The sequence below is a fragment of the Proteus vulgaris genome (assembly GCF_011045815.1).
GTDB lineage: Bacteria > Pseudomonadota > Gammaproteobacteria > Enterobacterales > Enterobacteriaceae > Proteus > Proteus vulgaris_B.
Genome location: NZ_CP047344.1, coordinates 2,348,424 through 2,373,143 on the forward strand (window position 1 = coordinate 2,348,424; position 24,720 = coordinate 2,373,143).

Annotated in this window: 30 protein-coding genes; 16 read left to right on the top strand and 14 right to left on the bottom strand. The window is 44.6% G+C overall.

Going from position 1 to position 24,720, the window contains the following annotated elements; translation table 11 throughout:
- Positions 1 to 55 precede the first annotated feature (55 nt).
- The 7 genes from trbL to GTH24_RS11150 all read right to left on the bottom strand — a co-directional run bounded on the left by trbL (position 56) and on the right by GTH24_RS11150 (position 6,939).
- Positions 56 to 1,348 carry a P-type conjugative transfer protein TrbL gene (gene trbL / locus GTH24_RS11120; RefSeq protein WP_102138705.1) on the bottom strand — a complete coding sequence of 431 codons (1,293 nt, stop codon included), beginning with the start codon at positions 1,346 to 1,348 and terminating at the stop codon, positions 56 to 58.
- Positions 1,349 to 1,350: 2 nt separating this feature from the next.
- Entirely contained in the window at positions 1,351 to 1,548 is a 198-nt protein-coding gene (locus GTH24_RS11125; protein ID WP_102138706.1) for a hypothetical protein, read from the bottom strand.
- A gap of 2 nt (positions 1,549 to 1,550) precedes the next feature.
- Entirely contained in the window at positions 1,551 to 2,324 is a 774-nt protein-coding gene (trbJ, locus tag GTH24_RS11130; protein WP_102138707.1) for a P-type conjugative transfer protein TrbJ, read from the bottom strand.
- A gap of 211 nt (positions 2,325 to 2,535) precedes the next feature.
- Positions 2,536 to 4,296: a TraI/MobA(P) family conjugative relaxase gene (traI, locus tag GTH24_RS11135; protein WP_102138708.1), complete on the bottom strand. Its 1,761-nt coding sequence runs from the start codon at positions 4,294 to 4,296 to the stop codon at positions 2,536 to 2,538.
- Positions 4,293 to 4,667, bottom strand: a complete 375-nt coding sequence (gene traJ / locus GTH24_RS11140; RefSeq protein WP_102138709.1) for a conjugal transfer transcriptional regulator TraJ — start codon at positions 4,665 to 4,667, stop codon at positions 4,293 to 4,295. The genes traI and traJ overlap by 4 nt, the downstream gene beginning before the upstream one ends.
- A gap of 991 nt (positions 4,668 to 5,658) precedes the next feature.
- Positions 5,659 to 6,666 (bottom strand): replication protein RepA, encoded by a 1,008-nt coding sequence (locus tag GTH24_RS11145; protein ID WP_102138710.1) that lies wholly within the window; start codon positions 6,664 to 6,666, stop codon positions 5,659 to 5,661.
- 12 nt (positions 6,667 to 6,678) lie between these two features.
- Entirely contained in the window at positions 6,679 to 6,939 is a 261-nt protein-coding gene (locus GTH24_RS11150; protein ID WP_427911257.1) for a helix-turn-helix transcriptional regulator, read from the bottom strand.
- Between the two features lie 163 nt (positions 6,940 to 7,102).
- Between GTH24_RS11150 and GTH24_RS11155 the strand changes: the two genes are divergently transcribed.
- From GTH24_RS11155 to GTH24_RS11205, 14 genes are all read left to right on the top strand, one after another.
- Positions 7,103 to 8,245, top strand: coding sequence for a hypothetical protein (locus GTH24_RS11155; protein ID WP_102138712.1), 1,143 nt, complete (start codon positions 7,103 to 7,105; stop codon positions 8,243 to 8,245).
- 296 nt (positions 8,246 to 8,541) lie between these two features.
- Positions 8,542 to 9,135: a tyrosine-type recombinase/integrase gene (locus GTH24_RS11160; RefSeq protein ID WP_102138713.1), complete on the top strand. Its 594-nt coding sequence runs from the start codon at positions 8,542 to 8,544 to the stop codon at positions 9,133 to 9,135.
- 21 nt (positions 9,136 to 9,156) lie between these two features.
- Complete coding sequence (locus GTH24_RS11165; RefSeq protein ID WP_089110956.1) at positions 9,157 to 9,552, top strand: DUF6088 family protein; 396 nt, start codon at positions 9,157 to 9,159, stop codon at positions 9,550 to 9,552.
- Between the two features lie 105 nt (positions 9,553 to 9,657).
- Positions 9,658 to 10,266 (top strand): TetR/AcrR family transcriptional regulator, encoded by a 609-nt coding sequence (locus tag GTH24_RS11170; RefSeq protein WP_004393990.1) that lies wholly within the window; start codon positions 9,658 to 9,660, stop codon positions 10,264 to 10,266.
- Positions 10,263 to 11,414 carry an efflux RND transporter periplasmic adaptor subunit gene (locus GTH24_RS11175; RefSeq protein WP_102138714.1) on the top strand — a complete coding sequence of 384 codons (1,152 nt, stop codon included), beginning with the start codon at positions 10,263 to 10,265 and terminating at the stop codon, positions 11,412 to 11,414. The genes GTH24_RS11170 and GTH24_RS11175 overlap by 4 nt, the downstream gene beginning before the upstream one ends.
- Complete coding sequence (locus GTH24_RS11180; RefSeq protein ID WP_089110954.1) at positions 11,411 to 12,616, top strand: ABC transporter permease; 1,206 nt, start codon at positions 11,411 to 11,413, stop codon at positions 12,614 to 12,616. The genes GTH24_RS11175 and GTH24_RS11180 overlap by 4 nt, the downstream gene beginning before the upstream one ends.
- Position 12,617: 1 nt before the next feature.
- Entirely contained in the window at positions 12,618 to 13,328 is a 711-nt protein-coding gene (locus GTH24_RS11185) for an ABC transporter ATP-binding protein (RefSeq protein WP_014611607.1), read from the top strand.
- Between the two features lie 28 nt (positions 13,329 to 13,356).
- The gene (locus GTH24_RS22470; RefSeq protein ID WP_226981121.1) at positions 13,357 to 13,521 is read left to right on the top strand and encodes a hypothetical protein; all 165 of its coding nucleotides are present in this window, start codon (positions 13,357 to 13,359) and stop codon (positions 13,519 to 13,521) included.
- Positions 13,522 to 13,617: 96 nt separating this feature from the next.
- Complete coding sequence (locus GTH24_RS22475) at positions 13,618 to 13,791, top strand: hypothetical protein (RefSeq protein WP_231619284.1); 174 nt, start codon at positions 13,618 to 13,620, stop codon at positions 13,789 to 13,791.
- The gene (locus GTH24_RS22185) at positions 13,785 to 14,906 is read left to right on the top strand and encodes a type I restriction enzyme subunit R domain-containing protein (protein ID WP_238706841.1); all 1,122 of its coding nucleotides are present in this window, start codon (positions 13,785 to 13,787) and stop codon (positions 14,904 to 14,906) included. The genes GTH24_RS22475 and GTH24_RS22185 overlap by 7 nt, the downstream gene beginning before the upstream one ends.
- Before the next feature lie 23 nt (positions 14,907 to 14,929).
- On the top strand, positions 14,930 to 15,499 hold the full coding sequence (locus GTH24_RS22190; protein ID WP_231619282.1) for a hypothetical protein: 570 nt from the start codon (positions 14,930 to 14,932) through the stop codon (positions 15,497 to 15,499).
- A 24-nt stretch (positions 15,500 to 15,523) separates the two neighbouring features.
- Positions 15,524 to 15,838 carry a hypothetical protein gene (locus GTH24_RS22195; RefSeq protein ID WP_231619281.1) on the top strand — a complete coding sequence of 105 codons (315 nt, stop codon included), beginning with the start codon at positions 15,524 to 15,526 and terminating at the stop codon, positions 15,836 to 15,838.
- A complete protein-coding gene (locus tag GTH24_RS11200) occupies positions 15,838 to 16,614 on the top strand; it encodes a M48 family metallopeptidase (protein WP_102138715.1) in 777 nt (258 codons plus the stop codon). Before GTH24_RS22195 ends, GTH24_RS11200 begins: the two co-directional genes overlap by 1 nt.
- Before the next feature lie 10 nt (positions 16,615 to 16,624).
- Entirely contained in the window at positions 16,625 to 16,798 is a 174-nt protein-coding gene (locus GTH24_RS11205) for a hypothetical protein (protein WP_004394002.1), read from the top strand.
- Positions 16,799 to 17,056: 258 nt separating this feature from the next.
- On the opposite strand, the gene GTH24_RS11210 is transcribed toward GTH24_RS11205, so the two are convergent.
- The 5 genes from GTH24_RS11210 to GTH24_RS11230 form a co-directional block, all read right to left on the bottom strand.
- Complete coding sequence (locus GTH24_RS11210) at positions 17,057 to 18,244, bottom strand: tyrosine-type recombinase/integrase (protein WP_102138716.1); 1,188 nt, start codon at positions 18,242 to 18,244, stop codon at positions 17,057 to 17,059.
- Positions 18,245 to 18,668: 424 nt separating this feature from the next.
- Positions 18,669 to 19,163, bottom strand: coding sequence for a hypothetical protein (locus GTH24_RS11215; protein ID WP_115349911.1), 495 nt, complete (start codon positions 19,161 to 19,163; stop codon positions 18,669 to 18,671).
- Positions 19,163 to 19,507 carry a M15 family metallopeptidase gene (locus GTH24_RS11220; RefSeq protein ID WP_115349912.1) on the bottom strand — a complete coding sequence of 115 codons (345 nt, stop codon included), beginning with the start codon at positions 19,505 to 19,507 and terminating at the stop codon, positions 19,163 to 19,165. The genes GTH24_RS11215 and GTH24_RS11220 overlap by 1 nt, the downstream gene beginning before the upstream one ends.
- Positions 19,508 to 19,509: 2 nt before the next feature.
- Positions 19,510 to 19,782 carry a phage holin family protein gene (locus GTH24_RS11225; RefSeq protein WP_104836483.1) on the bottom strand — a complete coding sequence of 91 codons (273 nt, stop codon included), beginning with the start codon at positions 19,780 to 19,782 and terminating at the stop codon, positions 19,510 to 19,512.
- Entirely contained in the window at positions 19,779 to 20,150 is a 372-nt protein-coding gene (locus GTH24_RS11230) for a putative holin (RefSeq protein ID WP_020945795.1), read from the bottom strand. Before GTH24_RS11230 ends, GTH24_RS11225 begins: the two co-directional genes overlap by 4 nt.
- 221 nt (positions 20,151 to 20,371) lie before the next feature.
- Between GTH24_RS11230 and GTH24_RS11235 the strand changes: the two genes are divergently transcribed.
- Complete coding sequence (locus GTH24_RS11235) at positions 20,372 to 21,520, top strand: acyltransferase family protein (RefSeq protein ID WP_164526411.1); 1,149 nt, start codon at positions 20,372 to 20,374, stop codon at positions 21,518 to 21,520.
- A gap of 83 nt (positions 21,521 to 21,603) precedes the next feature.
- Here the strand turns inward: GTH24_RS11235 and GTH24_RS11240 are convergent, their stop codons facing one another.
- Positions 21,604 to 23,970 (bottom strand): hypothetical protein, encoded by a 2,367-nt coding sequence (locus tag GTH24_RS11240; protein ID WP_164526412.1) that lies wholly within the window; start codon positions 23,968 to 23,970, stop codon positions 21,604 to 21,606.
- Between the two features lie 173 nt (positions 23,971 to 24,143).
- Here GTH24_RS11240 and GTH24_RS11245 point away from each other — a divergent pair, with 173 nt between their 5' ends.
- Positions 24,144 to 24,395 (top strand): hypothetical protein, encoded by a 252-nt coding sequence (locus GTH24_RS11245; protein WP_004243332.1) that lies wholly within the window; start codon positions 24,144 to 24,146, stop codon positions 24,393 to 24,395.
- A 24-nt stretch (positions 24,396 to 24,419) separates the two neighbouring features.
- Here GTH24_RS11245 and GTH24_RS11250 read toward each other — a convergent pair whose 3' ends face one another.
- Entirely contained in the window at positions 24,420 to 24,719 is a 300-nt protein-coding gene (locus GTH24_RS11250; protein WP_164526413.1) for a hypothetical protein, read from the bottom strand.
- Between the last annotated feature and the right edge of the window lies 1 nt (position 24,720).

The following is a 24,720-nucleotide window of genomic DNA, read 5'->3' on the forward strand; positions in this document are numbered from 1 at the left end:
CCAGCCAGTACCCACACCGCCCAAGCTATCGTTGTCAAATGCAGGGGAAGCGTCGTCAGTCGCCCTCCTGGTCATCGCTATCCCCGTCATCTTTCGTGCTGTTTCGGATCGAGCTAGCTAGACGGCCTCCAGCAGTGCCGCTGATTCTATCCCCGGCCATATCCCCCATTCCCTTCATCAAATTCGCACCGGTATCCGCTGCAATACGCCCCGCTTTTACAGCGCTACCTTTAAAACCGCCAGAGGATTGGCCACCGCTAGAAGATTGGCCGGAAGCTTGGGAGAAGGAGCCAGCCTCATCAGAATCGCCACTGCCACTGATTGCTCCGCCAAGGCTCGACATAACGTCAGTATTGTTCGCTACGTTCTCACCTGCTTTTGCAAATGCAGCCTGAATAGCAGACGCACCGCCGGCAGTAGCCATTGCTGCACCGGCAGCCATACCGCCAGTGGCAACAGCCGCTCCGGCCATCGCTCCGGCACTGATACTGCCAGCACCTGCCGCCGCGCCGCCTCCAGGAACCAGGCTGGCGACCACATTGGGAACCGAGTGAATGAGCATCACAAGAACCAGTGAAACGACAAAGATCACCAGCAGTTCACGCATAGGGGCATCATTAGATAGATCGGCATAGAAACCGTCCATGATCGACATGGCAATACCAATGAGCAACGTCATTGTCATCAACTTCAAAGCAACGCCCAATACGCTTTTGAAGTAGTTGATTGCTATATCTGAAGTCCAACGCGAACCACCAAACCCCAGCACGAAGACACCGGCATAGATCAATATCCAAGCCGTCACCAAGGCCAACAACACATTGGCCGCCACTACCGCCATACAGGCCAAAATTGCCAGCGTGATTAAGAAGATAGACAAGTTATCTATCGGGCTTGTGATGCTGTAGGACTCACCAGCTTTCACAATAATGTCGAACGCAATACTAATAGGCTCTGACGGGGTTAGGTCTCTCGAAAGGCCACCGGCTTGAGCACCGATCATTCTCAATGAGTCGATGATTGACGTCGCAAAGTCTGGGCCGTTTCTGAGCAACCAAAGAAAGAAACCAAACGTCAGGATGAAGCGGACGAACTCGGCAAAAAACTCCCTTATATCCGCTTGTTTAAGGATTAAGGTCCCGCCAGTCCAAACAAGGGATATCGTACCCAGCGTCCAGAATAGCCAGGCGGCATAGTTTGTAATTACCGTGCCCCAAGTAGCACTGGCCGTCATGAAACGCACGGCCACTTCATCCAAGACACCATTAGGATCAATGGCCGCTGACGCAGTTTGCGAAGTCAGTAAAACTGCCAGGAGCATCACAAGTCGAATGAATATCTTGTTCATGGTTAGAACCCCTTGTTCTTGGAGCGATCAGTGGGTTCGCCCATATCCCAAAGACAGTTCCCTTCTTCCCTCTGCTCTTTCGTCAGGTTTGGGTTGTCACAGTCGATCGTTGCAGGCTTGGGCCCGTCATCTTCACCGCATCCCACCAGAACGAAGGAGACCAACGCACTAACGATAAAAGTTCGTGTGATATTTTTCATAATTAAAACCCCTTGTTTTCCGAACGGTCGGTTGGCTCGCCCATATCAAACAACCTTTCACGGGACGCTTGATATTGAGCTTCGCGGTCAGCATCCGCCTGCATTCGAGTGCCAACAGCATTCTGCTGAGCGATCAGCAGGCTGCGGATTTGCAGGAGCTGGTTGGCCTGGTTGCTAGCAAGCTGGTTAGCGTAGCCAATGGCCGCCAATTGGCCGTCCGCGCTCTGAGCACCAGATTGCAGGCGATTAAGCTGACGGGCATCGGCTTCCAAGTTATCTTGCTGCTGTTCCAGACTCCTAAACAGTGCGTCGTTGGCCTTTTTCTGCGATTCAGACGCAAGGCGTCGGTTCTCGGTCATTGCGGCCCGTTCTGCATCGCTGCACCCCGCCGCCGAGAAACAAGGAGAGCTGCGGTAATAGGCCACGTCCTGGAACTTGCCTAAGTAAGCATCGAGGCTGCCAAGCTGGTTCTGGTAATAGGCGAGCGTGTTGGTCGCCTGGTTCAGATCGTTGATGGTGCGCTGCGCCTGGTCCCAAATATAAGAAGCCGGGGCCATCGAGTTTTGCAGCATATTTTCGTACTGCTGCAACTGGGTTTGATACTGCTGAATTTGTTTAGCAGTCTGTGTAACAGCTTCCATTGCCGACATGATGTTCTGAACTAGATTCGTACCATCAGCAACCGGAATCCCCGCATATACAGGATTAGAAAGGTTTAACGCCAAGGAGATGGCAAGCACGGGAATTTTAGCCGCTAAAATTTTTCGTTTTAGCATAGTTAATTACTCTTAGTGGTTATGACTAAAAGTTGCATTCACCAACCTGTATGCCAGCGGTGAATGTGGGCCTTTTCAGAGATAGCTCGCCACTTACTATCCCGGCGCCCGACCTGCGCGACACCGTAAACGCGCGGCCAAATAGGGTTAAACATCGGTGTTATTACCAACCGAAGCGGTTAGGGCTTCCGTCGATTCCTTTGCCATCACATCAACGTGATCGGCTCTTATGTTGTCGTTTCGCCTTTTTAGCTGCCTGCTCAGCTTGGAGCTTAGCTTTACGCTGCTCTAGTACTGGCATGACCGCCGCTTTTTCAGTTACAGGGCCTGACTGTATAGCTAAGACTTCTAGCTGAGAGAGATTCTGCAACCAGCCACGGCGTGAAGGTGGCACTTTGCCAATCGGTAACACGCCAGGCTTATCAGACCGCTTGGCCCTTTTATTCTGGGTCATTAATGCCTGACGACGGCGTTCTAGTCCTTGATCGGCAAATTTGATAGACAGATTGCCATCTACCGTCGCCTTGATTACTCGCGCCTTGAACTCAGGCGAACCAGTCACGGTAATACGATTACCGTAACGCTCCATTGCTACCTTTAGCGCAGCTAAGACACTGGTTTGGTTGGAAGCCGTCGACACTTGTAGACGCTCACCGTCATCACGCACAGCGCTGTTACCTACTCGATAAATAATGGTGCCTTTTTTCGTAATCGTATCGACCGTTGCTTTGAGCTCGGCCTGAACGGCATCTCCTTTGAGGGTATTGCCTTTAAGCTTTTGTGCAGCCTCTCGGCTACGTAGCGCTTTGAGGGCTTCACCATCTCCCTGCAATGCCTGGCTCTTTAACCAATCCGCCCAGGCTTGGCGTTTATTGCTTTGATATATCGTTTGCCGTTGCTCTTGGTAACGCTTGTGAATGCTCTCAAGATCGCTTTTCAATGCATCGCTGGCCTGTTTGTACAAAAGCTTCTTAGTAAGCTTATTACTACCGGTTAACTTAATCGCTGCGCGACGGCCACGCCCTTTCCTCTTGGCGTTTTCAATCTGTCGATCTTTATCACGGCGGGCCTGTTCGAGGGCTTGCGACTTACTCGCTGCAGCACGTTTCTGCTCTGATTGATAACGGGCATATAGCTCGGTGGTATCCACCTTCAATCGAACAGGTCGGTGTGTATATTGGCGGCTCGGCTTAACAGAATCCGATGCAGTCGCTTCAAAGGGACCAAGGCGCGCTTCGAGTTTGGATTTAGAAAACTCACGTCCCAAGGTGCTCGCTTTGATGATCGCTTCACCGTCAGCAACGATCACTAGACCATTTCCTCTGGTTCTTAACTGCAAACCATTGTCCTGCATGACTTGGTGCAACGCCTGCCAGCTATTGGCTGATTTAATCTCGTCCATACATTCGCGCTTCACCCACCCCACTAAGCTTTCAATACCCGAATGTCGCTCCATATCCATCGCACGTGATTCCGCCCCACGCTTGCGCGGTATGTGATTATCCGGCTGCAAACCAAAATCCTGCTCGATGGCCTCGCACATTTCCGCTAGCTTTTTATGTGGGTAATAAGGCTCATGGATTGTATTTCGCGTGGGATGGATTTTATTGATCGCGATATGGATATGTTGATTGTCCGTATCGTTGTGCACAGCGCTGACACTCTGATGTTCTCCATAACCTAAGCCTTGGCAAATGCGCTCTTCTATCGCGGCCAAGGTATTTGCTTCTAACTGTTCGCCACTTGGGAAGCTCACGATTAGATGATAGGTTTTATCACTCTTCGCTCGGGTGTTCGCGAATTGAGTTGCTAACACTTCGCTGATCGCATCGCGCACGGTTTTCGCTTCACAGTTATTTAAACGAACGTTACCAAGTCGATGCTCTTTGCTCTGGTGATCGGTGATGTAATTCACCAAGCCCGCAAAGTCAGATTTACCTTGCGAACGCATCGGTACGTGCTTGACTATCATTGATCGACCCTCGGGCGAAGAATGGATTCCATAAGCGAGCTCATTTGATCTTGTGTCGCTTCAATACGATTAAGCACCGCTAAGATTGTATTGACTCCCACATTCGCTACCTTGGCATCATTACTAAGCCATAACTTAAGCAAACCACCCAAACGCCCTAAGTCACCATTCACTCTTACCAGTTCGCGTACCTGTTCTACATCGGTAATACCTTGAATGCGATAACCTTGGCCGACTTCACGTAGATAAGTAGAAGTACTAAGACCTGCTTGCACAGACAGCGATTCGATCAACTCACGCTCCTCTGGCAAACAGTAAACCTTAATCGGTGGGCTATTTTTTCGAGTGATCTTGTTCGTGCTGTTCCCCATGCTTTGCCTCCTATCTCTGGCCCCGCAGGGCAGGATTAACGTTGAGCTCCGAAGGTGCGAATAAGTCCAAAGTGAAGAGGCTTCGCCATGCTTGCATGGTGTGCCTACTTCACACATCCTGCCCGCATTTCAACTTTGGTTTTATCACGGAAAGTTATGCATGCCCTTGTGCATTTCTCTGCATTTAACTGTTTATTCCTGTGTAAACCATGTTTACCTGATAAGTCAGACACTTATAGCGGTATGACAGCGTACTTATAGCGACTGAATAGCGCTAAAATAGCGGCCTTACAGCAATTTATGTGTATTGGCTTTACTCAATATCACGACACAGAAAAACACAGCTTTCCTAGCACTTTCCGCTCTAGGCTAAATTCAAAGTCTTCGTACTTAACTGCCCCTCAAGTGTCAATGAATGTTTAGACGCCAAGGAGAAAAAATAAAAACATTTTATTTTCATAAAGTTAAAAACACATAACTTCCAAAAAAATGATTTCATTGACAGTTTTGATCACGACACAGACAAACATCGCTTTCTTAACACTGTCCGCCCTAGAGTAAATTCAAAGCCTTCGTGTTTGACTGCCCCTCAAGTGTCAATAAATGTTTAAACGCCAAGGAGAAAAAAATAAAAACATTTTATTTTCATAAAGTTAAAAATACATAACTTCCCCAAAAATGATTTCATTGACACTTTTGAGCAACTTATTGATCAAAGTTATCCACAATATTTGTTTGGTCAACTACAGGTTTATTTTTTTATATAGGTATACCTACAGGAAAGACTATAGGGGGTTCTGCAACCACATGTTATTAAAAAGCTTTTTAGTCTTTCTAGAAACAGAACATGCGCACTCAGAAACAAAACATGCGCAGCCAGAAACAGAACATGCGCAAAATCCCCCCTTTAAAGGGAAACAGAACATGCGTGGATAACTTTCTAAACACCCAGGCTTACTAACATCAAGAATGGTGCGTACATACTGTTTCATCACACTTCAATATCCCGTGAAACCTGTCGCTTTGTCTGACGAGGTACTTGAGGAGCACTAGGCTTCAAAAGCAACCCTTTTTCGGTTGGAATAGCATCTAGCTCTGGCCATGCCTGCTGTACCTTTTTCAGTCCATCCTTAAACCGCTGCTTAAAGCTTTTTACATTGGCATAATTAGACCCCATTTGCTCCATCAAACCTGACCACGGAATAATTGTGGCTCGCTTTAAGTAACTCACCCGATAAGTCGCCCAACAATATATGTCTAAAGCCATCGGAGAACGCTTAATCAACCGCAACACTCTCATATCCAGAGGGACCGGTTTATCAGTAATCAATTGAAAAAATTTAGGCGACAGTTCCACCCAAGATTCCCATAGTGAATCTTGATCAGGTTGCTTCGTACTCCACCAAATATGGGAAATATCAGCAACTCTGGCTCCAGTTTCATCTTCACAAATATATCCACTTTCATCATTTAGCTCTGTATAGCTAACACTGATCGTCGTTTTAAATAATCGCCGCATTTGTTCTCGAAAAGGACCAATGGTTCCATTTTCGCCTCCAGTTGAACCTAGCCCTAGCTCTTCCATAAAACGTCTTTGAGAATGTCCCAGATCAAGCTTGCGTGCTTCCTGTTCAGTGATAAAACCACTGTCCAGTCTTGACTTATTTCTCACTGCTTGTGTACTGACCCAAACCAACAACAAACGTGCATAGCAACCGTAAGGCAAACCTACAGATGAGGGGGCCATCATGTGCATTGTGAAATGACCATTCTTGCGGCTCCACTCATTCGATTTGGGCTTACTATGCGGTATAGTTGCTTGAATCAGAAGCCGAGCGATAAAACCGAGTTCATTCGCCTCCTGAGCACTGCGCTCCTGGATTGCTATGATGTTGTCGATATATTTCGTGCTGATCTCTAGCTTACCGCTGGTAACCGAGGCACTTTTTCGCCGAGTGGTTCCCTTAGCCTGAACATCCGTTACATCTTTAATCGTCATGTGGACTCAGACTTACCAAATAAAACCAGGTCTTGCGGCTTTTAACGCAGACCTACGTTTTTCTTCTATCCAGTTCTCAACCTCAGCTAGGTCCCAAGCAACACTTCGGCTGGTCAGAACAATACGGCGAGGGAACTCCCCACGCTGTTCCAGGTTATAGATGGTTCGATCAGATAGCGGAACCATACGCAGTAATGTTTTTCTATTAATCAGTGTCTTATGTGCTAGTTCATGCATGGTAATACCTCTACTTGCTGTAAGAGGTTTAATCATGCCAAACACGATAAAAGTTTAATCTTAGATTCAGGACAGAAAGGTGGAATATGAATGCTAGCCTTAGCATGCCATTACAAGACATTTCCTTTTATTGCCAATTAACAGATAAATTCTTATAGTGAAACTTTATAAAAATCGCATGTTGAGACTGGATAATGATATGGATAGTATTGAGTCAGAAAAAGATGCAGCAAAGCGCTTAGGCTTATACAATTTTTTAATCATAGATAAAGGCTGTGATGAGTTTGTATCTCAGGCTATCAAAAGATTCCGGGGGGAATGGGGGCCATATTCTCAGTACTCTACGCGTAGGAATATTATTAACTTAATTCACAAATCATTAGACAATAGCATTTCAAGGTTTATTAATAATCTTCCTGAGAAGTATCAATATTTCTTTCCAAAACAAGACAAAAAGATATCTTTAAGCTTATTGATTAAAGAGTTAGGTTTTCAAGAAGCCCATAAGGAAATAAAAAGACATCTAGCATTTTTCATCGAATACAATAGTTCTGGCACTGAAACAGATAGACGATTCATCGCCACTTTAGAAGCAATAATAAATCTAGTTTGGATGTGTTATCTAAGACGGCCGAAATTCCAAGAGTACTCAACTGATGTAAAAATTAATACTACTAGAAAGCAGACTTTATGTGAGTTCTGCGGCGAAAAAACAGAATTAACGTCATTTATAGAATCATTAGATAAGAATATCATTCAATATAAAGATCTAGACGATATAAAATTAATGGCTCTAAGCCATAATTTTTGCTCACTCCATAAACAAAAGAAAAATAATACTTCGGCTTATAAACGAGCAAAACGCTCTCAAAATCAGTTTGAAACCGAAGTATTAAGATTACGCCGACAAGTAGCCAAACCAGATAAGCGTAATGCTATGTCAGGTGATGAACTCATAGACGAATATTTCTATCTCTACCTTCAGGGGAAAATGGTCACGTCAGAACAAGCTGAAGCTTATATGAACTATGTACGCAAAACATTTGGCAATCAAATAAAAGTCGATACAACTATGCTCCATCGCTTACATGAGATTTCGGATTCTCTGACTAATGAAGGAACTATGATTTCTTCCGGTGATATTGACAAAATTCGAAACATAGCTCGAAGAATGGTCGATTCGAGGATCACTGATAACAAGAAAAGAATGCTAGTTTTGAAACAAAGAAAGCTTAGTCAAAAAGAGATAGCTCAAGAACTTTCAGAGTACACTGGTCAGCACATAATTCACCAAACCGTATCTAAGGCGCTTTCATCTGTTCGAGATGAATTTTTTCTATGAGTTAATTTAGCCGCTAAAATTTGACTCAAAAGTAGCGGGGTTTCATCTGACAGGCAGGTATGAACGTTCAAGGAAGGGATCATTACGATAACTTGGCGCAATTATTAGTTCAACTGAGCAGAGCAGACGTTCGCCTAACTTGTTTCTGCCCCTTTATTGGTTAGATCAAATACTCCAACTAATAAATCAACACCCATCGTTGATAAATACACAACTGCATACCCATGCAATCTCACACTTCCACTCTCCAACTAAAATTAATAAGGCCACTTCTAAAGTTAGATTGGAGGTCAATTATGTGGACAAAGAAAAGTCATTTAACAGGGCAGAAAAAGCCATTTAAGCTAGAAGATATCTGGCGTATTCGAACTCGACTAGAAATTGAGGGCAACATCAAAGAGCTGGCGTTACTGAATATCGCCATCGATTGTAAATTACGGTCATGTGATCTGTTGAGAATGAAAGTTCGAGATATTTCTTCAGGTGGTGTCATTCAGAACAGAGTTCTTTACCAACAAAGTAAAACGGAACGTGAGGTTCAATTCGAAATAACTTCGCGTACTGCGCAATCATTAACACAATGGTTGATGCAAAGTGGTTTATCTGCGTCTGATTATATCTTCCCTAGCCCTCGTAAGGAGGGTAAGCCTATGAGCTATAGCTGCTATTCAACCATCATTCACCGCTGGGCGTCTCAACTCGGTTATGATCCTTATCTATATGGAACTCATTCAATGCGAAGAACTAAGGCGACTTTAATCTATGCTCGAACAAAAAACATTCGTGCCGTTCAGTTACTGCTTGGACACGCTAAGTTAGACAATACAATTCGTTATCTGGGCGTCGAAATGGAAGATGCGCTTAATATATCTGAGGATATCGAAATTTAACATAGGTGACTAGTTCAAAAGATAAAGCGTTCCAGACGCTATGTTTTTGAGCGGAAAGACTTTGATGGTTTTGCTAGCTACGATCAAATTGGTCGAGCGCTTAGGTATTTGGTCAAACAAGGTGAGCTAATAAAGCTTGGCTATGGCTTGTATACCAAGGCAAGGATTAACAGCTTAACAGGCAGACCCATGCCTACTAACCCAGGGGGAAGCGATGCCCTGATGCGTGAGATATTAAAGATGAAAGGGGTCGATTTTGAGATGGACAACCTATCTCTGCAAAGCCTCTCAGGTGAAAGCACTCAAATACCATCATCCGTTCATTATTCATGGAATCCTAAGCAGTTTAATCGCAAGCTGGTAGTCGGCAATCGAGTACTGGGGACGTCTCAGAAAACGGAAAATAAAGCACGTTAAGCCCATTGCAGACTCTAGATATTGACGAGTACGTCGGGTTTTCTCTTGTTTGAGTTGCCTCTTGTGGTAAGATAGTAATCAATTACTATCTTACAAGGAGTGCTCGTGGACACCCATCCAAAGCATCTGCCGGCCGATGAACGTCGTGCCGTAACTGTCGAGTCCGTCGTGGCGCTTGCCGGTTCACAAAACCCAAGCGAGATAACCACTGCGGCTATCGCTAAACACATGAACTTGACCCAGGGTGCGCTGTTTCGGCACTTCCCGAACAAGGAAGCCATTTGGCAGGCGGTCATGGAGTGGGTAGCAGAGCGCCTATTAGCCAGAATCGATCGATCCGCACAAGGAATCGAGTCGCCCTTGGCAGCCATGGAGGCGATGTTCATGAGTCACATCGAATTCGTAGCTGAGCACCCAGGCGTGCCAAGAATGATGTTTGGTGAGCTTCAGCGTGCCGAATCGACACCGGCCAAGCGCATGGTGCAAACCTTGATTCAGCGCTACGGCGAACGTTTGCATCGTCTCATCGAGAAAGGCAAGGCCAGCGGCGAGTTGTCTCCCTCGCTTGACAACGAGGCGGCGGCAACGCTGTTCATTGGCACGATCCAGGGCTTGGTCATGCAATCGCTGTTGGCGGGTGATGTGGGACGTATGCACCGCGATGCGCCGCGCGTCTTTGCAATTTATCGACGTGGCATAAGGAGTGCGCAATGAAAAAGTTACCCTTGCAAGGCCGCACCCTGGCACTGCTTGCCGTCATCATTCCTTTGCTGGTGCTTTTTATTTATGTCGGTCTGCGATCAGGGCCGCTCGCCCCGGTCGCTGTGACGGTGGCAAGCGTGGAATCACGGGCTATCACACCGGCGCTGTTCGGCATCGGCACGGTGGAGGCGCGCTACACCTACAAGATCGGGCCGACGTTTGCCGGGCGCGTCAAACGCCTGGAGGTGCATGTAGGCGACCAGGTCAAGGCCGGACAGGTGCTCGGCGAGATGGAGCCGGTCGACCTTGATGATCGGGTGCGCTCACAGGAGTCTGTATTCAAGCGGGCGGAAGCGGCTTTGCGTGAGGCAGAAGCCCGGCAAGCCTACGCGCAAACCCAGGCGCGCCGCTATGAGCAATTGTTTGCGGTGCGCTCGACCAGCGAGGAAATCGTCACCACCAAGCGGCAGGAACTGCAGATCGCCGATGCCGCCCTATCCGCCGCTCGGGAAGATATTGCCCGGGCACGCTCCGACCACGAAGCACTCGTCGCGCAGCGGAGCAATCTGCGCCTGATCGCGCCGGTCGACGGTGTAGTCGCCGTGCGCGATGCCAATCCCGGCACGACCATCGTCGCGGGCCAGGCCGTGGTGGAAGTGATCGACCCCAAGAGTTTGTGGATCAATGTGCGCTTCGACCAGATCAGCGCATCGGGGCTGGCTGGGGGGCTGCCGGCTCATATCGTCCTGCGTTCGCGTGGTGGCCAGACCTTGAAAGGTCGCGTGCTGCGGGTGGAACCCAAGGCCGACGCGGTAACCGAGGAAACGCTTGCCAAGGTGACATTCGATAACAAACCAGAACCTTTGCCACCAGTGGGTGAACTGGCCGAAGTCACGGTTGACTTGCCGGCGCTCCCGGCCGCTCCACTGATCCCCAACGCTGCCGTCCAGCGTGAAGGCGATAAAGTTGGTGTCTGGCAAATCGTGGATGGTGATCTGCATTTCTCCCCGGTCAAGCTCGGCACTTCCGACCTCAATGGTTACGTGCAGGTGCGCGAAGGGCTCAAGAATGGGGACCAGGTTGTGACCTATAGCGAAAAGGCACTGACGGCGCGCAGCCGCATCCATGTGGTCGAGCATATCCCGGGAGTTTCACGATGATCAGCCTGGCCGGCCGCGACATTCTCCATGCCTGGGGGAAATTCGTCTTCACCGGCATCGGTCTGGGTCTGCTGATCGGCGTCACCCTAGTCATGGCTGGGGTGTACCGAGGCATGGTGGACGACGGCAAGGCGTTGCTCGACAACAGTGGCGCTGACCTTTGGGTGGTGCAAAAGGATACTCTGGGTCCTTATGCGGAGTCGTCCAGCCTCAACGATGACGTGTATCGCGCCATTCTCGCCATGCCGGGAGTCTCACAGGCAGCGAACGCGACCTACCTGACCATGCAGGTACGCAAGGGCGAGAGTGATGTACGCACCATGGTGGTCGGCATCGCGCCCGGTGCGTTGGGGGCTACACCCGGATGGCCTCCTTATCTCGTCGCTGGACGCCAGATCACGCGCGGTCACTACGAGGCTGTGGCCGACATCGCCACCGGCTTCAAACTGGGAGATCGTCTTGCCATTCGCCGCAATCATTACACCGTCGTGGGGCTGACACGGCGCATGGTGTCGTCCAGCGGCGACCCGATGGTATTCATTCCGCTCAAAGATGCCCAGGAGGCCCAGTTCCTCAAGGACAACGATGCCATCTGGCAAAGCCGGCGTCGCACCGAAGCCAACCCGGTCTTCAATCGACCCGGTGATCCAGGTTTGCTGGATGCCGTGATTGCTTCACAGAGCAGCAACGCGTTCGTCAATACCGTGCTGGTCACTCTGAAACCTGGTCATGCGCCGGACGAGGTTGCCGAATCCATCCAGCGCTGGAAGCGTTTGACGGTCTACACCCGGGCACAGATGGAAGACATCCTCGTCGGCAAGCTGATCGCCACCTCGGCCAAGCAGATCGGCATGTTCCTTGTGATTCTGGCCATCGTTAGCGCGGCCATCGTTGCCTTCATCATCTATTCGCTGACGATGGACAAAATCCGTGAGATCGCGGTGTTGAAGCTCATCGGCACACGCAACCGAACCATCGCCGCGATGATCATGCAGCAGGCGCTCGCCCTGGGCGTGATTGGCTTCGTGGTCGGCAAGATCACAGCCACCTTTTCAGCACCGGCTTTTCCAAAATATGTCCTGCTCACGCCAATGGATTCTGTCGCCGGTTTTTTTGCTGTGCTCGTGATCTGCGTTCTAGCTAGCCTCGTCGCCATTAGCATGGCACTCAAGGTCGATCCGGCCGAAGCCATTGGAGGTTGAGATGAGTGGCAAAGGGATACACATCGAAAGTTTAAGCAAGCGGTATGGCGATGGTGACACCGCTGTCTTTGCCTTGAGAGACGTGAATATGCATGTTGCGCCTGGTGAAGTGGTGGGACTGATCGGCCCTTCCGGGTCCGGCAAGAGCACGCTGCTCAAGTGTCTGGGTGCGGTGATCGAACCGACCGCCGGTCGCATGACGCTGGGCGATGAAGTGATCTACGCCGATGGCTGGAAAGTCCGCGACCTGCGCGCCTTACGGCGTGACAAGATCGGTTTCGTTTTCCAGGCGCCGTACCTGATTCCGTTTCTCGATGTCACCGACAACGTGGCGCTGCTGCCGATGCTTGCAGGCGTCGCGAATGGAGAGTCGCGCGCGAAGGCACTGGAATTGCTCACAGCGCTTGATGTGCAACACCGAGCTCGCGCAATGCCCTCGCAACTCTCCGGTGGCGAGCAGCAACGGGTCGCCATCGCGCGCGGACTGGTCAATCGTCCGCCGGTGATCCTGGCCGATGAACCTACTGCGCCGCTGGATTCCGAGCGCGCCATGGCTGTAATCCGCATCCTCAACGACATGGCCCGGAAGTTAGAGACCGCCATCATCGTCGTCACCCATGACGAAAAGATCATCCCCACATTCAAGCGCATCTACCACATCCGCGACGGCGTGACCCATGAGGAAGCTGGCGAAGGGCGGGAGTTCGAATGAGAGAACGATTGAATTACAGGAGAATTTCATGACCCACCGCAAACACAGCCACGCATTTGGAACTATCACCCTGACCGTTACGGCCTGCCTGCTTTTATGGGGTTTTCAGTTGCCAGCTTGGGCTGGTGACGCTACCCAGGTTGAGCCACTGGCGCTACGCAAGATCATGCAGGAACTCGGGCGCAACATGTAGGCTATTACCGGTGCGATTTCGCAGGAGGAATGGGTTCAGGTCGTTCAGCTCGCCCCAAAAGTTGCTGCACACCCCGAGCCACCGCTTACTGAAAAAATGCGCATCCTTGCTTACCTCGGCGCTGATGCGACCAAGTTCAGAAACTTTGACGCGCAGACTCACGAGGCGGCGCTGGCCATGAAGCTGGCTGCTGCGAGCAGCGACGGCAAAGCGGTGTCCAATCATTTGGCGGTGCACTGTCTGAAAAAGATCGTAAAACAGCCATGGTAACCACAGGCCGCCGCTTAGCGGAGCAAATCGGCAAAGGCAACGAGCGCATCATCTTCTCCATCATCAACAAGTTTGGCACCGCGATTGAACTGCCAGAGTGTTATAACGACAGCCCTGACATGATTGTCCTAGTTGATGAAGGCCACCGCAGCCAAAACGGTGAAAACAACATTCGAATGCAACAGGCGCTGCCAAAAGCCGCTTACATTGGCTTTACGGGGACACCACTGCTGCAAGATGACAAGACCGAAAACAAATTCGGTAAAATCATTCACTCGTACACCATGCAACAGGCGGTGGAAGATAAAACCGTTACCCCCTTACTATATGAAGAGCGTGTTCCCGAGTTAAGCACCAACGACAAAGCGCTTGATGCTTGGTTCGACCGCATCACCGATAAGCTGACCGAAAAACAACGTACCGATTTGAAGAAGAAGTTCGCTCAGAAAGGTCAAATCTATCAAACCGAGGGTCGTATTGAACTTATCGCTCATGATATTTCTGACCATTTCCAAAACTTCAAACGCCAAGGTTTAAAGGGTCAGCTTGCTTGTGACTCAAAAGCGTCTGCCATCCAATACAAAAAGCTTCTTGACCAAATTGGCAAGGTGACTTCGGTTGTCGCTATGTCACCGCCAGACACCCGTGAAGGACACGATACGGTCGATGGTGAAAGCAAAGACATGGTGCAAAATTGGTGGAAGGATAATGTCGGCAACGAAGATGAAAAAGCCTACACCAAACGCATCATTGAAGAGTTCGCCAAAGACGATGGCCCTGATTTGATGATCGTGGTGGATAAGCTTCTAACAGGCTTTGATGAGCCGAAAAACACGGTGCTGTACATCGATAAGCCGCTGAAACAACATAACCTTATCCAAGCCATCGCTCGTGTGAACCGCCTGCATCAGAAGAAAGAGTTTGGTTACCTCATCGATTACCGTGGCATCTTAAAAGAGCTCGATGCGACCATTGCGGACTACCAGGACTTGGCCGAGCACACCCAAGGTGGTTTTGATATCGATGACCTTAAAGGCTTGTACAGCCGCATGGTACTGAATATAAGAAGCTGCCAGGTCTTTATAGTGAGCTGTGGGCATTTTTTATTGATGTAAAAAACACACAAGATCCGCAAGCAATGGCACGGGTATTTGCGCCGAACATAGAATACGTAGATGGTCAGCCCACCGATTTAAACCTAAAGAAACGCCAAGATTTTTATAGCACGCTCACTGCGTTTGCTAATTGCTTAAAAGTCGCCCTGCAATCAGCCACCTACTTTGAAGACAAGAGCTTTGATGATAAACGTCAGATTTATAAAGACACGCTAAAAAGCATGACATCACTGCGTAAAGTTGTCCGTGAGCAAGCAGAAGAGACCATTGATTACGACGAGTACGCTGAGAGCATTCGCACTATGTTAGACAAGCACATCGGCGGCGTTGAGATCCAAGAGTCTAAAGGCGCTTATCTGGTTGGCAATATGGGTAAGGATATAAAACCAGAAGAGCTAAGTGACGATGAGGCTCGTAATAAGAAAGATGCGATCACAGGGCGTGTCACTAAGATGATTGAGCAAGACCTTGCCGACGACCCTTACGCTCAAGAGTATTTCTCGAAGCTACTTAAACAAGCGATTCAGCAAGCAAAAGAGATGTTTGATGCGCCTGTTAAGCAATATCTCCTATTTGCTGATTTTGAACAGTAAGTGAAGGAGCGCAAAGTCGAAGGAATGCCAACCGATCGCTTCGCAGAGCTAGACCCCAAAATTAAGCGTCATGTACAAGCTTACTTTGGATTGTTCTTAAAACATGGCGCTGAAGGTCAAGGTCTTACTGAAGAACAATGCCTCAACTATGCAGTAGAGATTGACGAGAAAGTGCGCAAAGCGGTGGCAGAGTTTTCAATCAATCCATCAGAGATTGAAAACCAGATCACTCTAGAGGTGCTGCCTTTACTGTTTGCCGATTTAGGGGTCGATAAAGCGCAAGTCATTGCCGAAGAAGTGGTGCAAATCACTCGCTTAGGTTTAGCTGGTCACCATTAATGGCATCAACACTCTCTGACGAACGTAACAAAGAGGAATACAGCTTCATCTATGGAGATGAGGCTGTGAGCTATGAGGTGCTGCGTAAGCCTATCAAACAAGGAAAAAAGCGAAGTATTACCATCAAGGTGCAACCCAACTGTGATGTCACAGTTAGTACCCCAGAAGACGCTGAGCTTGAGGACATTCACCAAGCGGTAATGAAACGTGCCAAGTGGATTTATGATGCCCTGAAAGAGTTTCGAGGTCATTTGGAGTACGTGCAGCCCAAACACTACGTTAGTGGTGAGATGCAGTTCTATCTTGGGCGTCGTTATGTATTGAAGATCGTGGAAGATTCAGAAGCCTTACCAACGGTAAAAATGACTCGCGGTAAGTTACTTGTCACCTTGACGAGGTTTAACGATGACAAAACTTCCATGGTTAAAGCTTTGGTGCGCAACTGGTACAAGGTTCGTGCTGAACGTATTTTCCATGAGCGCCTATCTGAGTTACTACCTCAAGCGACATGGGTTGATGGTATCCCCAGCTTTCGTGTACTGCCCATGACAAAGCAATGGGGAAGCTGTTCAGCCAAAGGGAACCTGATGCTCAACCCTCATCTAATTAAAGCGCCTAAAGAGTGTATTGATTACGTGATTCTGCACGAGCTTTGTCATATCGCTGAGTACAACCACAGTGAGAAATTCTGGCGCTTATTAACAAGCGTGATGCCCAATTGGAAAGCAGTAAAAGCCCGTTTAGATGGAATGGCGGAGCTGTATTTGAATGAGTAAGGATTGTTGAATGACATGCCCAACTTGTGAAAAGCATATTGGCTGGGATTGGCTCGAAGATGAGTGCATCGAGCCAAACGAAGCCTTTGACTGCCCACACTGTGATGAAACCTTGCGCTATGAAGTGGATGAAGGTACTTACCTTGGTGCTCAGCATGTAACGATTGAAGTTGTGGATGATTAGGTAAATTATTTATATCCGAGTGCCTATTCATTTAAGGTGAATAAGTATTTTCATTGTTCCATGAAGGTTTCGATGCATCGAATCTTTACTCTAACCAATAAATGTCCAAAAATCAGTTACGTTGAATGTCAGTTACCTTAATAAGCTTAAAATGAGACGAGTCAAAAATGATACTTAGATGGCTGTCAGATATGATTAATTTCTCATCAAATCTGACAGATCAAGTTAAGACTTACTCGTATAATTGATAGCAAGATACTAAGTGGTCCACTCATCAATCATGTCAGCCCAGTCCTGCAACATGGCCGCGCGCTGCTCTCGGTACTCGGCTTTATTGTAAACTGCCCTCACCCCTTTCTGTTCGTGTGCCAGGCACTTTTCTATCCAATCCGTGTTGTATCCAGCCTCATGCAGCAAAGTGCTCGCTGTTCTACGCAGGTCATGCGGCCCAAACTTACTTAGTGACTGCCCATCCTTCTGCGCAGCCTTGTACGTTAAAGCCAATACACGATTCATTGTCGCACTGCTCATTGGGGCATCGGAGTCATAACGGGAAGGAAGAATATAATCAGACCCACCGGCAAATGTCTTCAAGGCAATAAGAATGTCCATCGCCTGGCGTGACAAAAACACCAAGTGAGGCTTTCGCCGTTTCATTCTTTCTTTCGGAATCGTCCACAGCGCTTCGCTAAAGTTAATTTCACTCCAAGTCGCATTGGTTAATTCGCTTTTGCGCACCATAGTTAGCAATAGCAATTTTACCGCAGTACGAATCGAAGGCGTGGTTCCAACTTTTTCCATATAACGATACATCAAACCGATTTCAGCCGGTGTTAACGTTCGGTCTCTTGGCTCAAATCGAGCGATACTTGCGGGCCTCACCAAGTCTGCCGGGTTGTCAACTTTCTGGCCCCGTTCAATTGCCCACCGATACACCTGAAGTACAATATCACGCGTGTGTACAGCCGTTGCGGGCGCACCACGCTCTACTATCGAGTCAGTCAGTGCTCGCAGATCTTCATGGGTAATTTCTGTGAGCTTCCAGTTACCAAATTTATCTTTGAGTTCTCGGGCATAGACTGAGCGACGCATATCCCGGGTAGAATCGGCCATCTGATAACCTCGTAGCCATTTTATAGCCCAAGCACCAAAGGTTTCAGCATCTTTCGTTCTCGCCTTCGCACGGGCTTTCTCTTTGGCCGGTGACTTTCCATCAGTAACCATTCTCTTCGCTTCATTGAGACGCTCACGTGCTTCTGCTAACGTGATGCCTCCTATTCCATAGCGGCCAAAGGTAATGGTTTCTTGTCTGCCATTGATCGAGTAGTTGTAGCGAAAGGAGATAGACCCCGCTTTGGTGACAGCAACATAGAGGCCATCACGATCATTGACTTTGTAAAGTTTATCTTTGGGTTTGAGATTGCGTAGCTTGGTATCAGTCAGCATGTTTCGACCTATTATTTTTGTTTGATACCATGCTGAAACACCCCTAAAAAACTAGACGTTAATCTTTATAAAACAAATAGATATAAAAAATTAATACCATGCCCCATCAAAAACACTCAGCATGGTATCGGGCGTAATCCATGGCATTACCAATGAATCATACCCATCAAAATACCACGGTCAAACCGTGCTTGGCGTTGCCAGACATTGCCAAAATTGACTAAGCTAAAAACAAAAAAAGTCCGCAATTACGCGGACTTAAGGTTGATTTAGTGCCTGTTAATGCCAGAGCATTCTTAAAGGAGGATTATTCCCACTCAATTATATTCTACCCAATTAACTCACTGATAAATATAAATTATATTTAAATTAGATATTACTAACACCGTCACCGATACCGTCATTATGAAATCTGTCTACTTTTTCATCGGTAAGAATTGAGGAGTTTTTCCTTTGCTTCCAGCTCTGAAATACAAAGGTTGAGTGTTCTGGTATTTTCATCTGCACGCTGAGCTTCACGCCCATATCGTTCAAGTGTTTCTCGTAGTTGTCGAGAAAGTTCACTGGCTTTGGCTTTCTCAATTCGGCAGGTATTGGTGTTATCGGTACTTGCAACTTCTGTTTTCGTGGTACCGGTTGAGAGCTGCACCCTGTCAAAGTGATTAAGAACACGATCAAGCAAAGCATCTGTGCGTATCGTATCATGCTGTTGTGCGTCATGATATATCTCCAACCTATTTTGCTGTTCATTGTCTGCTTGTTTACGCAGAACAATATTTGTGGCCACATCCTTTTCATCTAATTGATTACCTGCAATCTGTTTATTCATTGCTTGGTTATCAAAATAAATACCGCCAGCAACAAAGCCAGCGGTAAAGGAAACAGCCAAAGCAATTAACGCTATGACGGTTTTATTCATTAACGAACCCCATTGTGTTCTAATGAAAAATGATTACCGTCAGGACGAGTTTTAAAACGCCCGCCCCAACTCCCACCTAATGACTCCCAATACTCACCCAATTCTTTATAGTCGCTGGTAGCTGTAAGGTATTTTCCGTTAGCATCGAATAGGTTGAAATCGACTGCTAAACGTTGAGTGTGAAGACTGTTACTAATACCCGATCCTTTCTTTGCATTAAGCTGTGCTTGTTCTGGTGTTCGATAAGCTTCACCAAACGTCAGCTTATACCCGTTCTGCTGAGCAAAGGTGATCAGCTTTGCAACCATACCTGTAAACGTATTCTGTTTATCGACTAATGACATATTCACCCCTTTATAAACTTGATGACATTGCCTTTACTGACCATCAACGTTGTGCAGATCAGGATATTGGCAAAGATGTTGTAGATATCAGCGTGATAATTAGGATCGAAATAAGCGCGAATAGGTACGCTTGAAGAGTAAGCAAGAATGAGGAAAGCTAACCATCCACCTTTTTTACAGTGTTGTCTGCCGTCACGTTTAAAATAGAACACACGTAGAAATATGACGGTGCAGATGATGGCATTAACAATAGTGAGCAATGTTTCGCATTTCATTGTTGCCCTCCTTGTTTCGGTATATCAGCCCTTCCGTATGCTTTTACGCTTAACTTAACTACAAGCAAAGCGGAAACAAAAGCACCTACAGCATCGATATGTTCGATTTCGTATTGCTCCGGTTTCACACCGAAAAGACCAGTAACAGAAATAAAGATAGTTGCTGCAGGACTAAAGAATATAAGACCACAAACGAAGCTTAGAAAAGCTAATACCGATCTACGTTTAAAGCTATATTCAGTAGCAGCAGTGGTAAAGAAGATGGCTCCCAACAGTGAACCCATAACAACTTCAGCTGGAAGCCCTGCGAAGTAACCAAGAAAAGCAGTAGTGCCAATCCCGGCTTTTGTGTAGACATCTTCTTGCATGAGTGTAGTACCAGTGATTAATGAATAATCATGATACTACATGACCATAAAGATAACCAATAATGCAAATTAGACAGAATTAACACTAAATTGGTTTATTGATATTTGTTAATTTATTAATCAGAAAACACCATGGTATTTTATCTTGGTGATTCTAAAAGATATTAATAGATGATAAAATTCGTAAATATAAATATTTAATAAGAATACTAGTATAATTTATGAACGAAAAAATTAAGTACTTAGATAGTATAAGAGGCATTGCGTGCTTAGTCGTTGTAATTTCTCATCTGACATTAATCTTTTATACTCAACTTCATGCATTTTCATATGATCCAAATATACCACAAAGTGATATTTTTGAATTCATTTACAATTCCCCATTTGCATTTTTTTACTCAGGATCATCAGCCGTATATTGTTTTTTTGTGCTAAGTGGTTTTGTTCTTGCAAGATCAATGTTACGAAAAGGTGGTGGATTAAAAATTTTAATTTCGAACATAGTGAAAAGGTATCCAAGATTAGCAATACCAGCAACCATATCATGCATTATTGCCTTTATTTGTTACTCATTTCCTGTAGATAAAACAGGAATAGCCGCTTCCGCTACAAATTTAGGTAAAATCGATTTAAATATTTTTGAAGCCATAAAAAGCGGAGCTATAACTGCCTTTATAGATGGTATTTCTATTTATAATTGGTCTCTCTGGACAATGAAAATTGAGCTAATTGGCTCTATTTTTGTCTATCTATATTGTTTTTTCTATACTAAAACAGAAAAAATGAACTCATTATTTGCATTAATGTTTATTCTGTTTCTTTTCTCTTTCTATGAAATTTATAATAATACAAAAAATTTAGGCTACATCTCATTTTTCATAGGTTGTTTTATATATATATATAATATAAAAATAAATAAAAAAATTGCGGTTTTTACATTTATTTTAGGATTGTACTTGTCGGGTGTTCATATATATAGTGATAGCTATGCTTTTATATATAAAAATAATTTAATATATGGAGTAAACAAAGGAAATATATATAACATGTTTAACTTCGCAGGAGGTTCATTGATAGTCTTTTCAATAATATCTGGTGGGTTATTCATTAAAGCATTATCAAATAAATACTTAATAAAACTAGGTGAATTAAGTTTTTCTATATATCTTCTTCATCTTCCAATGATTTATTTGGTTGGTATTGGAACATTTTCAGCATTAAATAATTTATTGGGATTCTGGTATGGTTCCTTGCTTTCTTCTTTATTGGTTATTTTAGTTACTATATTACTTTCCATTGTTTATAGTAAATATATAGATAACTTATCAATAAAAATATCATCTTATATTGGTAATAAAATAGCAAAGTAAACTAATATATTATAGCAAACCATCTGTTATAATTATTTTAATTAAAAAATATTACTATGGGGAAATTCCCCATAGTAATTATGTTAAGATGTAGGTCTATATACAACTAAGCCACTTGAATCTACCCATACATCCGTAACAGATGGACCTGTAGCATAAACGTTTCTAGAACGTTCTTTATCCCATCGTGCAACTCCTATTTTTTTGTTTTGAGTATTTGTTTTACTGTTTGGGTTATTAAATTCGTAAGAGTGTTCAACCGTATTGTTCTCTATACCGTAATTACCCCCATCCCAAAACATAATTGTTTTTCTACCTAATTTATTGATATTAGATAACTCAGTAATGTTATCGGGGTATCGAACAGAATTGATCATAACTTGGCATGTATTATCTGTTACTATAAACTCACTTTCATTAATATTAAAAACACCTTTAGCATTAAGTCCTGTTATAGTTGATACCGAATTATCATCAATCTGCAATACTCTATTACTATTAGCATCTATATCCCATGTCATATTCAAGCCATATATATCCACTATACTTTTAGATATTCTTAGTAATGATAGTTTTTGTGACTTTGATTTTAACCTCTCACACCCCCATTCAATTAATGAAATACCAATACAATCTTTAGTAAAAGTTCCTATTGATTCACTTTGATTACCTTCGGTATAACATGATATGAATGAAGAATATGCCATCCCTTCAATTAAAAAACCTAGTGTATAGTCTGTATAACCGCATCTAGTAAAAATATTAGATGTTCCAGTACCTATAGACTCAGCTCTCTCTCTACCTCTTATTGAATATGATCCAGCCTTACTTTCTGTATTTGTTTTCGCAGTAAAAACTAGTCTTTCAAAAGAATTTGAATATATGTTCCTAAACTCATGTCCTATATTATTACCAACAAATCTGCAATATTTAATTTCTGAATCAGTTAAATACGGTGTGTATAATCCAAAGTGAGTATGAAGCCCAAACGCTGTTACAAAATCAATACCTTCAATATTAATTGCTCTAGGAAAGCTATCCTTATCATGCACTATCCCAATTTGAAATGACCACAAAGAATACCAAGTACTTTCACCCCCCATAGAACTATGAGGCACTTCTTCTTCGGTATATAACTCTGTTCCCACAAACATTTGAACACCATACTTCCCTGATGCTCTGAAAGATGTCCATTCACGAACAAGCATACCTTTGGATGTATAATAACTTCGATTTTCAAAGCTAACATTAATCCTGTAAGGCGATCTAGATTTTTGAACTTTCATAATAAGTAACCAAAAAGGCGACAAATCATATCTAACTGAAGGGCTAGTATTATCGTACGGAAGTGCGCCAAGTTGTTCTATAGTGATGCCATTAGCTAAGTTTTCAACAAGCGTATACTTATATCCGTATTTATCACTAATAGCGAACTCTCCGAGATCAATAGGTAATTTATTTGGTTCCACAATTTCACTTGTTTTTATCCAAGATGATTTACCAAACCCAACTTGGTGGAAACCCAATACGTCAACAGTGGATCCAACTGTAATATTACCGTCACTTTGTAATTCACTAATAGTTTTGAATGTTTTCGTTATAAATCCTAACTCATATTTTAACGATACATAACCAATTCCCATCCATGTCCCAACACCAATTCCACCTGATTTATCGGGTGTAGAACCAATAGGAATTAATTTAGGTAACTCACCATCCCAACGATAATATTCTCCATTACTTTCCCAATGTAGCGCCTGATACCGTGTTGTTATCTCAGCACCTTTTTCAAAAGAATCAACAAGGACATAGCCAAGCGAACCAGTTTCAGCAGGATCAAGTAATTGAGGATAGCCTTCATTATCAAAACCAAGTTGTTTATTTCTACGTTGCTCAGCTGATGGCAACGCTGGTATAGCCTTATCTTTAACTCGCAATGTTTTACTATCAATATCCTTAATACTGTTATCAACGTAGTCTTTATTAGCACTATCACTGCCGAACTTAGGTGGTGCCAAATTAGCAATACGATTACCTTTAGCATCATAGTAGTTCGATAAATAGGTGGGTTTGCGTAGGCTTAAAGAGAAAGTACCCAATGCCTTTTGAATTAACATCGTTAGATAATCAAAAGCATCTTCATGCACTTCAGCAAAGAATTTACCCTGATTACGTAAATCAGTTTCTTGCACAACAGGCAGATCGCGTTCTAATAATATCTTCCATCCTCTGGCTAATGGTTTATTTAAAACCACCTTACCGCCATGATAAGAACCTGCACCAACAATAGTGTAATCAGTACCATTCTTTAATGTAGTTTCATTACCATCTTCATCAGCAACGACAACTATCAAATGTCTGCTTTCAAAGATACGGAATCGAAAATCAAAATCCGTTGTTACGCCATTACCTACATACTCTTCATGGCTTAGTTCAGTAGATACCGTCATTGCTCATCTCCTCTGGTGTTAATGAGGATATGATACGTTTAACTACAAAATATATCCATATTTGCAATAATGGTTATCTAATAGAAAATTAAATTAACCATTTAGATGAACATTTTAATACATTTACATTATTATAGTTTACGTAATTATTTTCATTAGTGAGGACTTTAGCCATGGAAAAGAAGTATGAATACCCTGCACCAGCTAACTATCCAGATGTAGTGAATACCGATAAAGGGATTGAAAAGTTAATTACAAAATCAAACCTTGAAGCACTTTTAACAAAGATGGGAGAAGATGGTCATGATGTATCAGCTCCACTTGTAGAACTGATAGCAATGAGAAACTTTATAGTCCAGAAGATGAGAGGTAATAAAAATATAATACCGTTAGTGGAATGTATTTTAGCTGAATTAAAGAAATGACAACAATGCACCGCTTAAGCGGTGCTATTTATATATTTCATTAATAAAATCACTTTTTGATTCTTTATATTTCTTACCAAAAAGACTTTTACAAGCATCATCCATTACCAACTCTGCTTTTTTGAGCTTGTCTTTACAGTAAAAAAAGTACAAACATAAGCCTATTGTCACAAAAACAAATAATATGGTTTCGCCATGTGGAAATAGAAAACTTATAAACATACCAAAAATACAGGCAATAAAAATATATTTTGCTGTATTGTAGCTAAGCATTGCATCATCATAATCTTTCTGTATTTTTAATAACTTATCTTTATTCCACATG

What these genes read in the sequence shown, in the direction of transcription:
- GTH24_RS11240 (WP_164526412.1), bottom strand. Translation starts at nt 23,970, where the DNA reads ATGACGGTATCTACTGAACTAAGCCATGAAGAGTATGTAGGTAATGGC.
- trbL (WP_102138705.1), bottom strand. Translation starts at nt 1,348, where the DNA reads ATGAACAAGATATTCATTCGACTTGTGATGCTCCTGGCAGTTTTACTG.
- GTH24_RS22195 (WP_231619281.1), top strand. Translation starts at nt 15,524, where the DNA reads ATGCCAACCGATCGCTTCGCAGAGCTAGACCCCAAAATTAAGCGTCAT.
- GTH24_RS11175 (WP_102138714.1), top strand. Translation starts at nt 10,263, where the DNA reads ATGAAAAAGTTACCCTTGCAAGGCCGCACCCTGGCACTGCTTGCCGTC.
- GTH24_RS11250 (WP_164526413.1), bottom strand. Translation starts at nt 24,719, where the DNA reads ATGTGGAATAAAGATAAGTTATTAAAAATACAGAAAGATTATGATGAT.
- GTH24_RS11220 (WP_115349912.1), bottom strand. Translation starts at nt 19,507, where the DNA reads ATGTCATTAGTCGATAAACAGAATACGTTTACAGGTATGGTTGCAAAG.
- GTH24_RS22470 (WP_226981121.1), top strand. Translation starts at nt 13,357, where the DNA reads ATGACCCACCGCAAACACAGCCACGCATTTGGAACTATCACCCTGACC.
- trbJ (WP_102138707.1), bottom strand. Translation starts at nt 2,324, where the DNA reads ATGCTAAAACGAAAAATTTTAGCGGCTAAAATTCCCGTGCTTGCCATC.
- GTH24_RS11245 (WP_004243332.1), top strand. Translation starts at nt 24,144, where the DNA reads ATGGAAAAGAAGTATGAATACCCTGCACCAGCTAACTATCCAGATGTA.
- GTH24_RS11125 (WP_102138706.1), bottom strand. Translation starts at nt 1,548, where the DNA reads ATGAAAAATATCACACGAACTTTTATCGTTAGTGCGTTGGTCTCCTTC.
- GTH24_RS11230 (WP_020945795.1), bottom strand. Translation starts at nt 20,150, where the DNA reads ATGCAAGAAGATGTCTACACAAAAGCCGGGATTGGCACTACTGCTTTT.
- GTH24_RS11150 (WP_427911257.1), bottom strand. Translation starts at nt 6,939, where the DNA reads ATGATTAAACCTCTTACAGCAAGTAGAGGTATTACCATGCATGAACTA.
- GTH24_RS11235 (WP_164526411.1), top strand. Translation starts at nt 20,372, where the DNA reads ATGAACGAAAAAATTAAGTACTTAGATAGTATAAGAGGCATTGCGTGC.
- GTH24_RS11210 (WP_102138716.1), bottom strand. Translation starts at nt 18,244, where the DNA reads ATGCTGACTGATACCAAGCTACGCAATCTCAAACCCAAAGATAAACTT.
- GTH24_RS11200 (WP_102138715.1), top strand. Translation starts at nt 15,838, where the DNA reads ATGGCATCAACACTCTCTGACGAACGTAACAAAGAGGAATACAGCTTC.
- GTH24_RS11145 (WP_102138710.1), bottom strand. Translation starts at nt 6,666, where the DNA reads ATGACGATTAAAGATGTAACGGATGTTCAGGCTAAGGGAACCACTCGG.
- GTH24_RS11155 (WP_102138712.1), top strand. Translation starts at nt 7,103, where the DNA reads ATGGATAGTATTGAGTCAGAAAAAGATGCAGCAAAGCGCTTAGGCTTA.
- GTH24_RS22475 (WP_231619284.1), top strand. Translation starts at nt 13,618, where the DNA reads ATGCGCATCCTTGCTTACCTCGGCGCTGATGCGACCAAGTTCAGAAAC.
- GTH24_RS11205 (WP_004394002.1), top strand. Translation starts at nt 16,625, where the DNA reads ATGACATGCCCAACTTGTGAAAAGCATATTGGCTGGGATTGGCTCGAA.
- GTH24_RS22185 (WP_238706841.1), top strand. Translation starts at nt 13,785, where the DNA reads ATGGTAACCACAGGCCGCCGCTTAGCGGAGCAAATCGGCAAAGGCAAC.
- GTH24_RS11215 (WP_115349911.1), bottom strand. Translation starts at nt 19,163, where the DNA reads ATGAATAAAACCGTCATAGCGTTAATTGCTTTGGCTGTTTCCTTTACC.
- GTH24_RS22190 (WP_231619282.1), top strand. Translation starts at nt 14,930, where the DNA reads ATGGCACGGGTATTTGCGCCGAACATAGAATACGTAGATGGTCAGCCC.
- GTH24_RS11185 (WP_014611607.1), top strand. Translation starts at nt 12,618, where the DNA reads ATGAGTGGCAAAGGGATACACATCGAAAGTTTAAGCAAGCGGTATGGC.
- GTH24_RS11225 (WP_104836483.1), bottom strand. Translation starts at nt 19,782, where the DNA reads ATGAAATGCGAAACATTGCTCACTATTGTTAATGCCATCATCTGCACC.
- GTH24_RS11180 (WP_089110954.1), top strand. Translation starts at nt 11,411, where the DNA reads ATGATCAGCCTGGCCGGCCGCGACATTCTCCATGCCTGGGGGAAATTC.
- traI (WP_102138708.1), bottom strand. Translation starts at nt 4,296, where the DNA reads ATGATAGTCAAGCACGTACCGATGCGTTCGCAAGGTAAATCTGACTTT.
- GTH24_RS11160 (WP_102138713.1), top strand. Translation starts at nt 8,542, where the DNA reads ATGTGGACAAAGAAAAGTCATTTAACAGGGCAGAAAAAGCCATTTAAG.
- traJ (WP_102138709.1), bottom strand. Translation starts at nt 4,667, where the DNA reads ATGGGGAACAGCACGAACAAGATCACTCGAAAAAATAGCCCACCGATT.